Source organism: Coleofasciculus sp. G1-WW12-02 (genome assembly GCF_040219735.1).
Taxonomy (GTDB): domain Bacteria; phylum Cyanobacteriota; class Cyanobacteriia; order Cyanobacteriales; family Coleofasciculaceae; genus Coleofasciculus.
The window spans coordinates 17,835-31,712 of the sequence record NZ_JAVJRX010000005.1 but is presented as its reverse complement, the minus strand read 5'-3'; the positions used below and the strand labels follow the sequence as shown (position 1 = coordinate 31,712).

11 protein-coding genes and 2 pseudogenes are annotated in these 13,878 nt (G+C 44.6%); 7 read left to right on the top strand and 6 right to left on the bottom strand.

Annotation, left to right across the window (positions count from 1 at the left end; genetic code table 11):
- The 4 genes and pseudogenes from RID09_RS00560 to RID09_RS00545 all read left to right on the top strand — a co-directional run.
- Positions 1-313: pseudogene (locus RID09_RS00560) on the top strand (RNA-guided endonuclease IscB); the annotation flags it as partial.
- 140 nt (positions 314-453) lie between these two features.
- The gene (locus tag RID09_RS00555; protein ID WP_446334004.1) at positions 454-1,716 is read left to right on the top strand and encodes a sensor histidine kinase; all 1,263 of its coding nucleotides are present in this window, start codon (positions 454-456) and stop codon (positions 1,714-1,716) included.
- 280 nt (positions 1,717-1,996) lie between these two features.
- Positions 1,997-3,433: a sodium/glutamate symporter gene (locus RID09_RS00550; RefSeq protein ID WP_446334003.1), complete on the top strand. Its 1,437-nt coding sequence runs from the start codon at positions 1,997-1,999 to the stop codon at positions 3,431-3,433.
- Positions 3,434-3,788: 355 nt separating this feature from the next.
- Positions 3,789-4,283 (top strand): hypothetical protein, encoded by a 495-nt coding sequence (locus RID09_RS00545; RefSeq protein ID WP_446334002.1) that lies wholly within the window; start codon positions 3,789-3,791, stop codon positions 4,281-4,283.
- Between the two features lie 57 nt (positions 4,284-4,340).
- Here RID09_RS00545 and RID09_RS00540 read toward each other — a convergent pair whose 3' ends face one another.
- The 4 genes from RID09_RS00540 to RID09_RS00525 form a co-directional block, all read right to left on the bottom strand.
- Positions 4,341-5,216: a bifunctional class I SAM-dependent methyltransferase/HIT family protein gene (locus RID09_RS00540; protein ID WP_446334001.1), complete on the bottom strand. Its 876-nt coding sequence runs from the start codon at positions 5,214-5,216 to the stop codon at positions 4,341-4,343.
- Positions 5,217-5,278: 62 nt separating this feature from the next.
- On the bottom strand, positions 5,279-5,881 hold the full coding sequence (locus RID09_RS00535; RefSeq protein ID WP_446334000.1) for a vWA domain-containing protein: 603 nt from the start codon (positions 5,879-5,881) through the stop codon (positions 5,279-5,281).
- Positions 5,882-5,996: 115 nt separating this feature from the next.
- Positions 5,997-6,599 carry a vWA domain-containing protein gene (locus RID09_RS00530; RefSeq protein WP_446334006.1) on the bottom strand — a complete coding sequence of 201 codons (603 nt, stop codon included), beginning with the start codon at positions 6,597-6,599 and terminating at the stop codon, positions 5,997-5,999.
- A 364-nt stretch (positions 6,600-6,963) separates the two neighbouring features.
- The gene (locus tag RID09_RS00525) at positions 6,964-8,049 is read right to left on the bottom strand and encodes a Fe(3+) ABC transporter substrate-binding protein (RefSeq protein ID WP_446333999.1); all 1,086 of its coding nucleotides are present in this window, start codon (positions 8,047-8,049) and stop codon (positions 6,964-6,966) included.
- Between the two features lie 27 nt (positions 8,050-8,076).
- Between RID09_RS00525 and RID09_RS00520 the strand changes: the two genes are divergently transcribed.
- The 3 genes from RID09_RS00520 to dprA all read left to right on the top strand — a co-directional run bounded on the left by RID09_RS00520 (position 8,077) and on the right by dprA (position 9,816).
- The gene (locus tag RID09_RS00520) at positions 8,077-8,208 is read left to right on the top strand and encodes a hypothetical protein (protein WP_446333998.1); all 132 of its coding nucleotides are present in this window, start codon (positions 8,077-8,079) and stop codon (positions 8,206-8,208) included.
- Positions 8,209-8,403: 195 nt separating this feature from the next.
- Complete coding sequence (locus RID09_RS00515) at positions 8,404-8,607, top strand: hypothetical protein (RefSeq protein ID WP_446333997.1); 204 nt, start codon at positions 8,404-8,406, stop codon at positions 8,605-8,607.
- An 84-nt stretch (positions 8,608-8,691) separates the two neighbouring features.
- Complete coding sequence (dprA, locus tag RID09_RS00510; protein ID WP_446334005.1) at positions 8,692-9,816, top strand: DNA-processing protein DprA; 1,125 nt, start codon at positions 8,692-8,694, stop codon at positions 9,814-9,816.
- Between the two features lie 403 nt (positions 9,817-10,219).
- On the opposite strand, the pseudogene RID09_RS00505 reads toward dprA, so the two are convergent.
- Both RID09_RS00505 and RID09_RS00500 read right to left on the bottom strand, forming a co-directional pair.
- A pseudogene (locus RID09_RS00505) lies at positions 10,220-10,381 on the bottom strand (Uma2 family endonuclease); the annotation flags it as partial.
- Between the two features lie 419 nt (positions 10,382-10,800).
- Positions 10,801-13,830 carry a HEAT repeat domain-containing protein gene (locus tag RID09_RS00500; protein ID WP_446333996.1) on the bottom strand — a complete coding sequence of 1,010 codons (3,030 nt, stop codon included), beginning with the start codon at positions 13,828-13,830 and terminating at the stop codon, positions 10,801-10,803.
- Positions 13,831-13,878 lie beyond the last annotated feature (48 nt).

Genomic DNA, 13,878 nt, shown 5'->3' with positions numbered 1-13,878 from the left:
GCCTTTGAGCATCAAAGCGACTGGTCATGGCTCTAGGCAAATGTGTCGTACTGACAAGTTTGGGTTTCCTTGTCGATATGTGCCTAGATTAAAGCGAGTCAAAGGTTTTCAGACTGGTGACATTGTAAAAGCAGTTGTTACTTATGGGAAAAAGGTTGGAACTTACGCCGGGAGGGTTGCAGTTCGCTCTACTGGTAGTTTCAATATTTCAACAACAGGTGGGCTGATTCAAGGAATTAGCCACAAATACTGTCAACAAATTCATCAAAAGGATGGTTACAATTATGGTTTTTCAATATTGGAGGCTTCTTAAACCGCTACCGTGTGTTCCTCCCGGGTCTGAAGACACGGGGTTTCCCGCAACGGAGGAGTTCTGATATGGATGAATTATGAATTACCTATTCCCTGTTAAGAGTTCCCTAAAACATGACAAATGACAAATGACAAATAACCATGGCAAAAATCCTCGCCGTTGATGATGATATAACGGTACAAATCATTCTCCAAGAGTTGTTAGAAAGTGAAGGTCATGAAGTGCTGCTGGCGGAAGATGGAGAAGCTGCACTCCTAAAAACCAAAAAACTTCAACCTGACTTAATCATCTGCGATTGGATGATGCCCAAACTCGATGGCTTAGAAGTTTGCCGTCGGATCAAGGCAGATCCGCAATTAGCAACCATCTTTCTGATTCTACTTACCATACGCGAACACGTCGCCGATCGCGTCCAAGGTTTAGATTCGGGGGCGGATGATTTTCTCTCGAAACCCATTGAACCGAGTGAATTGCAAGCCCGGGTTCGTTCGGGACTGCGGCTGAGTCAATTAAACAAACAATTCTCACAAGCCCTCCACGAACTCAAGCAAACTCAATCTCAATTAGTTCAGAGTGAAAAAATGTCCAGTTTGGGTCGGATGGTGGCTGGAATTGCTCATGAAATTAATAACCCAGTCACATTTATTCATGGCAATTTATCCCACATTGAATATTATACCCAAGACTTGTTGGAGCTAGTGGAATTTTATCAACAGGAGTATCCAAATCCTAGCCCTCGTCTACAAAACAAAATAACCGATGTGAATCTTGACTTTTTGAGCCAAGACTTTCCCAAAATATTGGGTTCGATGAAAATTGGCACTGAACGCCTGCGAGAACTGGTGCTATCGTTGCGAAAGTTTTCCCGAATCGATGAAGCTGAACGCAAATCGGTCGATATTCATGAAGGAATAGAAAGCGCTCTTTTTCTGGTACAATATCGGTTATTAAACTCAGCCGGACAGCCGTGGATTCAAATTATCAAAGAATACGGCAATCTGCCCCTGTTTGAATGCTATCCAGGACAACTTAATCAAGTTTTTCTTCACATTATTAATAATGCTATTGAGGCATTAGAAAGGGATAAAGAAAAAGCTAAAGTTAACGGTTATTCCCTTAAAAATATCCCAATTATTAAAATTCAAACAACTCTTCAAGATAACTATCAAGTCATTATTCATATTATCGATAATGGAGTGGGTATAACGGAAGTTGTAAAACCTCGAATATTTGATCCATTTTTTACCACAAAACCTGTCGGTAAAGGCAGAGGATTAGGACTATCCATTGCTCACCAAATTGTAGTGAGTCAACATGGCGGTGAGTTGGACTGTGTTTCTCAACCGAATGTCGGAACTCAGATGACGATTAAACTTCCTTTTCAAAAATGCTTGTTGGGTTAAGATTACCCTTAAAAAATATAATTTGTTGTTTTTATAATTACTGTAAATCAACGTCTCTACTTCTTATCCTAAATCCGGGTTCCCCACCCCCGTTATAATTCAGTTATTTTTAAGGGGACGCAAGGGCAAGTGTAGCAGCGATTTTAATCGCTGTGGCAAAAGGGAGTAACAAAGGCGGATTTTGTATTATTCGAGGTAGTCCACACCTGAAAGTGGATGAAGCATCTGAAAAACACGGAGACAGGATAAAATCAAACATTACCGCATCGTTGGTTTTTCCATGCTTAATCTTAAAGATGCCCTTTTCGCCTTCATCTTGGTTGCACTTCTAATTCTAGTCGGGCGGTTGATTCACCAAAAAGTCCGCTGGATACAGAAACTCTACATTCCCGAATCAATTGTCGCCGGTGTGGTGGCGCTGTTGTTGGGACCTCAAGTGCTCGGTGCGATCGCAGGTTCAACTTCACCCCTGGCAAATGGCTTATTCCCCGAATCCATTCGGGATGTGTGGTCACAGTCTCCGGGGGTGTTCATCAATATTGTCTTCGCCGCTTTGTTTCTGGGTGAATCGATTCCTAATCCACGGGACATCTGGAATAAAGCCGCACCCCAAGTGGTATTTGGTCAAAGTCTGGCGTGGGGGCAATATGTAGTAGGTATTTTACTAACAATGCTGATCCTCATTCCCTTCTTTGATATTGATCCGACGGCGGCGGCTTTAATTGAAATTGCCTTTGAAGGGGGACATGGTACAGCCGCTGGGATGGCGGGAACGTTTCAAGAATTGGGTTTTCCAGATGGCGCTGACTTAGCTGTAGGATTAGCAACCGTGGGGATTGTGTCGGGGATTGTGACGGGAACAGTACTTGCTAATTGGGGGAGACGTAAAGGCTATGTTCAAGGCGTTCAGCAAAACGTGGCTGAACCCGACTGGTTTGAGGATTACACCCACAGTGAAACCCCGCAAATTCGGAGGGCGCGATCGCGATTGATGCGGAATATGTTGGTTGATCCGCTGTCGCTGAACTTCGGCTTTGTCGGATTAGCGATCGCGATTGGTTGGCTGATTCTTAATGGATTAATTTGGATCGAGTCTTTGACATGGGGGAGGGGGGGATTTGAAATGATGACCTATGTCCCCCTATTTCCCATGGCGCTGGTTGGCGGGATTATTGTGCAGTTGTTGATGGAACGGTTGGGACTCCATCCGCTGATTATTCGACCCCTAATGAATAATATTGCTGGGGTAGCCTTAGATATCGTCATCGTTACCGCCTTAGCAACAATTTCTCTAACTGTAATCGGAGCCAACCTTGGTTCTTTTATTATTCTGAGTATCGCTGGGATAGCTTGGAACATTTTTGCCTTCCTTTATCTCGCCCCTCGCGTGATTCCCTCCTACTGGTTTGAACGGGGTCTGGGTGATTTGGGACAATCCATGGGAGTCACCGCAACAGGTATTTTATTGTTGCGAATGGTTGACCCCGACAATCGATCGGGTGCCTTTGAAAGTTTTGCTTACAAACAGTTGTTTTTTGAACCCATTGTTGGCGGCGGATTATTCACCGCAGCCGCACCCAGTCTTATTGCTAAATTCGGTCTAGTTTCCATGTTGTTTCTCACGGGCGGAATTCTCATCGCTTGGCTGATTTTTGGATTTCTCGCCTTTGGCAAAAGTGCCAGACGAGCTAGAAAAGCGGAAAAGGGGATGAAGTAGGGACAGGCGTTAATTATTAATCGGTCACTGCTCACGGGTCACTGATTTTACCTTTCTTGGCTTTGTACTCTAGAATGAGCATATCGACGAATCAGGAGGTATAGCAACCGCCAAGGATGTTAGGATACATAAGATTCTCCGGAGACGTTCCACGCCTTACGTCTCCAGATAGTTTGTTTGTGCTTGCTCGATGTGTCTACTGCTATATCTGGTTGCCTTTTCATCCCCGGATTCCGGTCATTGACCTAGATAAGTGTCCGCGAACCAGGAAATTCAAAAAGCGATTTTTGGAATCCCCAACTAATACGAAGTATTTTGGGGAGGATGTCAATTGTCTCTTACACTTGCAAGATCCATGCTGACACATCACCGCTTGCCGGTTTGTCTTTCGGTTGTATCGACTGATCTGCCGATTTGGTTCACTATCGAAACGGCGGCTACACTGTATCAAAAAGAACGCGATCGCTTTCATTTGCTCTTGAGAGAACCCCCACTCCCCGGAGGGGAATCGCTACACCCACCTCAAACTGATCCCACTAATGGGGTCAAGGGAACTCTGCACCGACTTTTGTGGCTAGAAATTTCCCCCTATCGGGTGATTATGACAATGCAGGCAAATGGTAACTTGAGTTATCGTCACCGTTGGGAGCGAGGGGTGTATGGTATCAGTCGTTATTGGCTTCAGGGAACCTCGAAGAAAAACCATCAGTCTTTGCAACTGCGAAACTATACCCGGATGCTGAAACTAGAGGGACACCCCTTACCCCAACATTTGGAACTTGACTATGAACTTTGGTCTGGCAAGGTTCAACTGGGTCACTACCTTCTCCGGCTACAGATTCATCATTAGATAAGATTGGGGATTAGATGGCAAAAAGGGGATACTCAAGGCGGATTTGGTATGATATCATTTCCGGTCAAACTGGTAACTTGTAACCTTTGGAATCGCATATCTGATTCCACCTTTGGCTCCCGTAACATCCCCCTGGTAACGAGGGATAATATGAATACTCGTGTGCCTCATCTTTTGTCCCGCCTCTCTATTCACGTTGATTCCCACATTAAACCCATCCGGATGAAATTGATCCTTTAAAAATTCTTGCACTTTGTTTACCATAAACCAGCAGGCAGATTGTTCTTTAAAGTCCAGATCAAAATAATTGGCGACATGACGTTTAGGAATAATCAAGACATGACCAATGCTAGCTGGATAACCATCAAACATGGCATAAGCCGTTGCTGACTCGGTGAGTATCCGGAGATTTTTCCGAGGGTTGCAAAAGAGGCACTTATTTTCAGAATGCCTTTGATAGTTATAATGAACGTATTCGTAAATTTCGCAATACTCGTCTAGGTGAAGGGATTGGAAGGGCAGTTTAACTATGCACTGATACGTCGGCTTTTTATGAATATAATGTTCTCGAAACCCTTCTTTTTTTAGATCCCGCCTCACGGCATAATAAGCTTTTCCGCCCGGTTTTAACAAATGTGAAACGTTCATGAGAACAGTTGCTTGTTCTTCAGCAAACAGAACATTTAAAACATAAAAGCATAGGATGGTATCAAATTTATGATTGGGGTATTCTGGGAAATAGTAAGGGTCATACCCAGTGATGTCAAAGCCTTTTTGCTGTAAAAGTTTAACATCATTGCCAAAGCCACAACCAAAGTCTAGAATTTTACCGTGAAGCCGATTTGTTTCGAGGAGAAGCTGTCCAGGGAATGATAGATAAACTCTGTCTTTGGCGGTGAGATGACTGAATTGATTGGTTTGCTTTTTCATAGGAGAGGGGACAACAAAAAAAGCCTGCTAACCCCGATGCAGCATGAGCGGTGGTCAAGAGATTAATCCGCGATCGCGTTCACCAAGACTTCCGCTAACGTCATCTCCGCCATGTCATCTAGGGTAATCGTGTCAGCAATATCAAACTTAGCACCCGCCCCTTCTAGTTCGTCATCCAGAATCTGGAGAAATCGCTTCGCTGTGGGATCATTCCCAACTTGCATCAGCGAAATTCCCAATTCCTCATCTCGATCCATTTGACGCGATGCTTCAATAATCACCCGCATCACGGCTTTACGATCATCGGGTTCGCCATCAGTAACCACTAAAATCGTTTCTCCATCGGGTTTTGCTTCTCCTGCGGCTTTGCGCTGAAAATAGTTATCCGTGGCATCTTTGAGGACAGAGGCTAAGTCAGTACGCCCCATCGGTTCATTTTCTTGAAAAATTTGAGTCACTTTATCTGAGGTAACATTATCATACCGTCTAAAGCGACTGGAAAACAGGTAAACAGTGATACCATTAGCATCTAACTGTTCACATTTTCGGGCAACAGCTAAGGTTGATTCCTGAACCGTTTCCCAACGGCTTTTGCCACCCGGTTGATCTGGTGTGGACATGCTACCGCTTTTGTCGATAATTAAGGTGTAATCTCGATCTGGCATAACAAAAATCTATAAAGGGAACAGGGAACGAGGAAAATTAAGTTGTAGGGGCGGGTTTGACTGATCACGTTATTAATTAAACTAATAACTGGAGTAAACCCACCCTGCTTGAGGATTAATCCTGAATGGCATTCAGCAAGATTTCGGGTAACGTCATATCCGCCATATCATCGAGGGTAACGGTGTCAACGATATCGAATTTAGCACCCGCCCCTTGCAATTCATCATCAAGGAGCTTGAGAAATCGCGTTGCTGTGGAATCATTGCCCACTTGAATCATGGAAATGGCTAATTCTTCATCCCGATCCATTTGACGCGACGCTTCCACAATTACTCGCATCACGGCTTTGCGATCGTCGGGTTCTCCATCGGTAATTACTAAAATGGTTTCCCCTTGGGGTTTAGTTTGTCCCGCCGTTTTGCGCTGAAAGTAGTTATTAATAGCATCCTGAAGTACACTAGCCAAGTCAGTCCGCCCCATAGGGTCATTTTCTTGGAAGATTTGCGCTACTTTGTCTGAGGTAACGCCATCGTAGCGTTTAAACCGACTGGAAAAGAGGTAAATGGTGATACCATCGGGGTCAAACTGTTCACATTTTCTGGCAAGGGCGAGAGTGGACTCTTGGGCAGTATACCAACGGGTTTGTCCACCGGGTTGGTCGGGCGTTGACATGCTGCCACTTTTGTCGATGATTAGGGTGTAGTCGCGGTTTTCCATAACTGAATCTGCCATAACACTAATTTCACGGATTTATTACAGAGATTGGGGTGGGGGTGTTAGATGTTGGTCACACTGATGACACGCTCGGTTTTGGTATTGAACATTTAGTTTACCTCTATGCGTACCTGAGGTTGTACGCCTCTAGGTTGAATGTCACCTCCTTAGGGTTGGTGGGCAATGCCCACCCTACGGTATATCCTAACTTTTCACCAGAAGTCTAGAAACCTAAGTAGAGACGCGATGCCAGAAGCGTCTGGGCGGGTTTAGTCACCTCTCTTGTGCAACCGAAAAGTTAGTAGTGAAACCCGCCCCTACAAGTTAAATGATTCTACCTTCCCCCACTGGGATTAAAGGATTAGGATCACTTCCAACCAGCTCGATCCATTAATTTAACGGCTTCTGGGTTTTTTTCTCCATAAGTGACGACATCTAACTCCGATTCCTTGAACTCACCAAAGCTAGAGACAACGGAATTGGCTTCCATCTCCGTCACGATAGGATACTCATTCCCTTGATTGGCAAAGATTTCTTGGGCTTCTGGCGTAACCAGATACTCTAAAAACTTAACCGCATTGTCTTTGTTCGGCGCATTGATAACGACACCGCCGCCGCTGATGTTGATATGAGTCCCATCGGCGGTTTGATTGGGGAAGAACACGCCCACTTTTTCGGCTACTTCTTGATCTTCAGCCACATCAGACTGTTTGAGACGGGCAACATAGTAATGGTTGACTATTGCTACATCACATTGACCCGCTGCTACGGCTTGAATTTGGGAGGTGTCGTTCCCTTCGGGGGGACGGGCAAAGTTAGCCACTAAGCCTTTTACCCAGTTTTCTGTCTCTTGTTCTCCTTTGCTTTCGATCTTAGAGGCGACTAAGGATTGGTTGTAGATATTTTCGGAACTGCGGATGCAAACCCGTCCTTTCCATTCGGGTTCGGCTAAAGCCTTGTATGTGGAGAGTTCCTCTGGCTGAACATTTTCTTGGTTATAGACGATGATTCGCGCCCGTTTGGATAACCCAAACCACTGTCCTTGGGAATCACGTAGATTGGCAGGAATTGCTGATTCTAGCGTTTCTGAGGAAACTGGTTGCAACAATCCATCCTCTTGCGCCCGCCACAGGCGTCCCACGTCAACGGTAATTAATACGTCAGCCGGACTGTTTGTTCCTTCACTCTTAATCCGTTCAATCAACTCATCGGCGTCCCCTTCAATCAGGTTCACCTTGATCCCCGTTTCCTCGGTGAAGTTGTCGTAGAGGGCATCATCGGTGTCATAGTGACGGGCGGAATAGAGGTTAATTTCGCCCGCATCGGCTGTATTACCCGTCGCACCATCAGTATTTGCAGTATTAGCTTGTTCGTTGGGACTTGAACAGCCCGCCACGACGAATAGGGCGAGTCCAGAGCAGAGTCCAATTATACTACGTCTAGTAATTTTCATTAGTGACCAGTTTTGCCGTGATTTGAGTTGAGTACCAGTGAAGTGCGATCCGTTATTGGTGATCCGTTACCACCAGAGATGAATATCCTAGCCCGTCTGGGATTTGGCGAAGTTGCCAAGGGTTCACTCAGGTTGACCACGCTGCACTGGAGTGGATAGATGATTATTGTACCTGTTAATGCAAGTAATTCTTAATTGAGGAGTAATTATCCTGGCAATTGGCATGAAAGCCATGTATAGACATGCTTTTGAAGTGTTTCCCAGCCGATGTGTTGGGGCGGGTTTGACCGACCGGGCGATATCATTTAAAGGCTGCCTGTTAGTTGTTTCATCCCAATCAACCCTTAATATGATATGGCATACAGTGACTTTAGCCTAGACAAAGTCGTGAAAACCTTTGAGTTAACTATTTGTGATCAAATCAAAATGTTTTCATCTATACCGGAACTAGAATGCAGCAATTATCTACTAGAGACTCTAGATTATAACGTACCGTTAGCTCTAGCTAGTAATACCGAAAAATCCCGCTCAGAGATGATTATTGCTCCCATTCATTAATGTCTAATCGTTTCTGCTGTTCCTCTGTTGTTTCAACCTGAACCAATTTGATTGACTGAACGTATTGATAGTGAGGACAATCCATTGCCAGACGATCGCGCCTATTGGTTAGCTTGGTCACAAGTCCCTCGTGTGGGACCGGTGTTACTGCGACGCTTACAGCAGCATTTTGACACCTTGGCAGAGGCTTGGGCGTCTCCAGCGAGGGAGTTGGGTAGGGTAGAAGGGTTTGGGCTGCGGTTAATCGAAGCAGTAGAGGAGACGCGATCGCACCTCAACCCTCAAGAGTTTCTGGAACAACACTGTATCAAAAATCCCTGTTTCTGGACACCCGCTGATCCCGATTACCCCCGCTTATTGCTAGAGATTCCTAGTCCGCCGCCAGTATTGTACTACCACGGACAGGTTGATCGGCAGGAAAATCAGGGGATGAAGCCGATGGTTGCGATCGTCGGAACTCGCGAACCAACCGATTATGGCAAGCGTTGGACAAAGAAAATTAGTGCAGCCCTGGCAAAAAAGGGCTTTACTGTAGTATCTGGAATGGCAGCCGGGATAGATACCGAAGCCCACAAGGGATGTTTAGAGGTTGGTGGGAGGACGGTAGCCGTTTTTGGTACAGGAATTGATGTGATTTATCCGCCTAGGAATAAATTACTGTACGAGACTATTTTAGAACAGGGATTGGTATTAAGTGAATATCCGGCAGGAACCAAGCCGAATCGCCCTCATTTTCCCCAACGCAATCGAATTATCGCCGGCTTGAGTCGGGCGGTTTTGGTGATGGAAGCCCCGACGAAATCAGGGGCGTTGATTACAGCGTATCAAGCGAATGAGTTTTGTCGCGATGTGTATACGTTACCGGGTTCGTTGGATAATCCTAATGCTGTGGGATGTTTGGGATTATTGAGTCGGGGGGCAAATGTGATTTTGAGTGAGGGGCATTTGTTGGAAATGTTGGGGGCGATACCGGAATTAGATACCGGGAAACAGTTGTCTTTATTTGAGCCAGAACCTGTTAAAATGACGCCGAAGTTAGCGCCAGAGTTGGCAAAGGTGTTTCAGGTTTTGGGGATTGAACCGACGCCCTTAGATGTGATTGTCCAGGAAACAGGGATGACAGTGGCGGAGGTTTCTAGTGTTTTGTTGCAGTTGGAATTAGAGGGGTTAGTGTCGCAGTTACCGGGGATGTTATATCGGCGAAATTGAATCATTATTTTATCGTAGGGGCGCACAGACGTGCATCCGTGTCAACTTAAGCTACAAAAAGAAAGCAATACCTTGAGCTGACCCCTCCCTAACCCTCCCCTTGCCAAGGGGAGGAAACATTTCCCCCCTTAGCAAGGGGGGATTAAGGGGGGTTAAGATTAAGGTCACGAGATTCAAACTCTGACAGGGAAAAACTTTTCAGCTTAAGTTGACACCAATGACAGACGTGCGCCCAGTTTTGGATTTATAGCAACCGCCAAGACAGTTAGGACACATCGGATTCGTAGAGACGTTCCGGTGGAACGTCTCCAGAGAGTGTGTTTGTCCTAATCGATGTGTCTACTGCTATAACTTAGGATAAATGGTACTGACTGGCATGCTGGTGCGTTACGCTACCCTACAGATACCAAAGTAAGTCTCCGGCTACAAATACATTCGGGTCATCTTTAAATAGAGCATCACAGCCGCCTTGGATTTTGGTAATCCATTGATATTGAAGGGTGCTGTCTGCTATCGGTTTACCATCACTAGAGGGATAAATGATTTCTTCTTTGGCGAGTGTCATAGTATTAAAGCCTAAGTTGAATTTACTTAGTCATAAGTTGTTGTGTTGTCGTTGATGGATATTGATTAAATTGTATCAAAATTTGCCTCTCTAATAAGATTATCCTGTAGGGGCGACCCGCTTGCATAAATTGACAATTGTATCTATTCAATTTGAACGGGTCGCCCTTTGTTTTCAGGGGAATTATAAACATCTGAGTCGGGGCGGGTTTAGTCACATCTGGGTGCAACCAAAAAGATAGTTGTGAAACCCGCCCCTACACATTTAACACGAATGTCGCTGAATTAAGTTCGTAGTAGGCACTTTAGTGCCAGAAGCGCTAAAGCGCTGACTACAAACTCTAAAGTCAGTGCAATTTAAGTTAACACTAACGTTGTTTAGATTGGATTGTGCAAACAAAATTTATGTTTAAACTTATATCATATATCGCTTTTTTGCTTCTCGAATTGTGCCAATTTATTCTGAGCAAATCCCCTAACTTTTTCATCAGGATCATTTTCGGCTCTGTCGCGCAGCAAGGGTAGAGTCTGGGGATTATCAGGATATTGTTTGATAATGATTTCAAGTGCTAATTGCCGAGGATTATCATGCCAGTCTTGCTCTCGCACACAGGGATCATTGAGAGCGCGATCGCGTAATAATTCAAATAGCAATGGCTCATCCTTCCAGCCTTTAGCTAATTCTTGTACCGCTGCACATCGCACAGCCGAATCGTTATCCGATTGAGCTTTTTGTTTGAGAATAAGCAAGGTGTCTGGGTCATCTTTCCAACCTTTGGCGATTTCTTCCACCGCTGCACGTCGCACAGCCGAATCGTTATATGATTGAGCTTTTTGTTTCAGCCAAGACAAGGTATCTGGGTTATATTTCCAACCTTTTGCTATTTCTTGCACCGCTGCATATCGCACAAATAAATAGTCATCATATTCAGCTTTTTGTTTCAGCCAAGGCAAGGTGTCTGGGTCATCTTTCCAGCCTTTGGCTATTTCTTGTACCGCTGTAAGTCGCACATCCCCTTCGTCATCAAATTGGGCTGTTTGTTTCAGCCAAGGCAAGGTGTCTGAGTCATCTTTCCAGCCTTTGGCTATTTCTTCCACCGCTGCTTGTCGCACAATCCAATCGTCATCAGATTGGGCTGTTTGTTTCAGCCAAGGTAAAGTGTCTGGAGAATCATGCCAGGTTGTTGCAATTGAAACAACTGCTTGGGTATGAATTTCATGAGCAATCTCATATAATTGGTAATCATAACCGTACTCACCCGGGAAGTCGTAGTCGATTAACTCTTCAATCCAGTTCAGTAATTGAGTCGCCGTTGATGCAATAATCGAACGATTCCTCACCTCAGAAAGGCAATCCGCCGCTAGAAATAGATTAATAAAGTTTTGCTTTGCTCCCCCCTGATTCATCAAATAATCTATAATCTCCCCAGCTAACCTGGGTTCAATCATCCCCACAATCAACCGTAACACTTCATGCCAAGACTCATCCTGCCAATGCTTGCCAAAAACCTCGGTTTTCAACTCCTCCAGAGAAATTGTTCGTTCTTTCTCAAACCGCCAAACATATTCCCAGGCGCAGAAATATTCCAAAAACGTCCGATGCACAAAGGCATAATAATCCGCCCCCATGAAACATAAGATAAAATTCCGTTCCCGCAGTTGCTTAATAATCACCCTAGCCACCGCCCTGGAATTATTGATATCGAGGGTTTTCAGATAATCCGTCAAAATTCCTTCTAACTCATCCGCCGCAATCAGATTACCCGCCAACCCTTTCTCTGCTGCTTGCATCTGATAAGCCACCCGACGCAACATCGCCTGCTTATCTTTATAATCAATCGTTTGAATCTCTAACTGTTGATGTTCGACTAACGCCCGTTCTACATCCCATTGATACAGCAATACCTGCGAGGCTTGGTTATATAATTCGGGTCTATCTCTGGGTAATTCTCGATTGCGATTTAAAATTGCCATCATGGTTAGCAATAAGGGATTCCCAGCGAGTTCGCGAATCGCTTTTGAGGTATCAATTGCCCGTTGCAGCCGTTCTCGCTTTCTCTGTTTATCTACTTGATCCGTAAAGGTTAAATCATGCCAACGGGTAATAAAATCTTGAATCTGATCTGCCTCCAAATCTTGTAACATAAAATGATAAAACTGAGCATCTCTTAAGCGCTGTGGTTTATAGCCAATCACGCGAGAGGTGACAATTACTCGCACATCAGGATAATCATTAGTGAAGCGATGAATATCAGTAATCACATCCTCCCGTTTGCCCGGATCAAATACCTCATCCAAGCCATCAAACATGACTAAAGCATTTCCGGCTTTTAACTGTTTTACCAGTTGATGCTGATTCAGATGACAGACAATCCCACTGCTATCATGGAAGAATTCCAGGAAATTCTTACATTGTCCCACATCGCGATTCCGCATATAGGTGCGTAATTCAATCAGCAGGGGAATCGGCTGTAAACTGGCGTCATTAGGTGTAGAATTTGCCCAATCTAATGCCAAATATTGTAATAAGGTAGATTTACCGGAACCCGGATCACCGAGAATTACTAGATAGCGATAGTTATCTTTATCGTTAATAATTTCATTGATGGGGCGAATTGGCTGTTGAGCATAAACCTGTTTATATTCGGTTAACTCTTCGATGGATATATCTGTGTCGAGTTGATTACTCTCTCGCAGTCGCCGTTGATGTTCTTTGGGCAGTTCATAGACTTGGGGTAATACCTGATGAACTTGTCGCACATTTTGCGGAATGAAGATTTGCCAGAGTTTCAGTTCGTTATAGGCGCAGCCTGTTGTATCTAAACTGGATAGGTTTAAATGACTGTAGCGATCGCGTAATCCTTTTTGATATTTGGTTAAATTAAAATCGGGAGGAATTCCGGCAATTTCTCGCCCCTGTTGTTCAAGGGATTCCAAACTCTCTAATTTTAACTGTTCCCTTAACTCTGGCGAAGTTCGGACAAGGCGTTTCACTTCGTTAACATATTGCTTGGCAACCCCATCCCAGTTAAACCCAGTCGGCATATCGGGAGAATAGCGCTGTACCCAGATTATCCTTAATTGATTAGCGTCTATGATGCGACAATTTTTTTCAAAGGCTTTTCCCAATAGGGGTTTCACGTCGTTATCTCGGAGAAATCCCTCAATTGCTACTTGATAGGTGTCGCGGATTTCTGCTCCGGTTAACTCACATTCAAATAATAGTTCGTCTTCGATGAGTTTCAAGAATTGCGCTAAGGCTTCCAGTAAGGATTTCTTGAGGACATCCGGTGAGGCTAATAGTACCCCCTTGCTGAGGCAGTCTTTGAAAAAATCGTTAACGTATTCTTCCAGCTTTTCCTGCTGTAATTTCAGCCAAATCTGCTTGAGTTCTAAGTTTTTAACGATTAAAGCGCCGACACTACTCAAAGCTGTCCCCGGTTCCACCATGATGCTATTCCTACAGGAAACTTATTTTTACTATTTTAGGCAAGAATA

Coding starts and splice junctions, on each gene's coding strand:
- RID09_RS00500 (WP_446333996.1), bottom strand. CDS start 13,830: ATGGTGGAACCGGGGACAGCTTTGAGTAGTGTCGGCGCTTTAATCGTT.
- RID09_RS00545 (WP_446334002.1), top strand. CDS start 3,789: ATGCTGACACATCACCGCTTGCCGGTTTGTCTTTCGGTTGTATCGACT.
- RID09_RS00555 (WP_446334004.1), top strand. CDS start 454: ATGGCAAAAATCCTCGCCGTTGATGATGATATAACGGTACAAATCATT.
- RID09_RS00515 (WP_446333997.1), top strand. CDS start 8,404: ATGGCATACAGTGACTTTAGCCTAGACAAAGTCGTGAAAACCTTTGAG.
- RID09_RS00535 (WP_446334000.1), bottom strand. CDS start 5,881: ATGCCAGATCGAGATTACACCTTAATTATCGACAAAAGCGGTAGCATG.
- RID09_RS00550 (WP_446334003.1), top strand. CDS start 1,997: ATGCTTAATCTTAAAGATGCCCTTTTCGCCTTCATCTTGGTTGCACTT.
- RID09_RS00540 (WP_446334001.1), bottom strand. CDS start 5,216: ATGAAAAAGCAAACCAATCAATTCAGTCATCTCACCGCCAAAGACAGA.
- RID09_RS00530 (WP_446334006.1), bottom strand. CDS start 6,599: ATGGAAAACCGCGACTACACCCTAATCATCGACAAAAGTGGCAGCATG.
- RID09_RS00525 (WP_446333999.1), bottom strand. CDS start 8,049: ATGAAAATTACTAGACGTAGTATAATTGGACTCTGCTCTGGACTCGCC.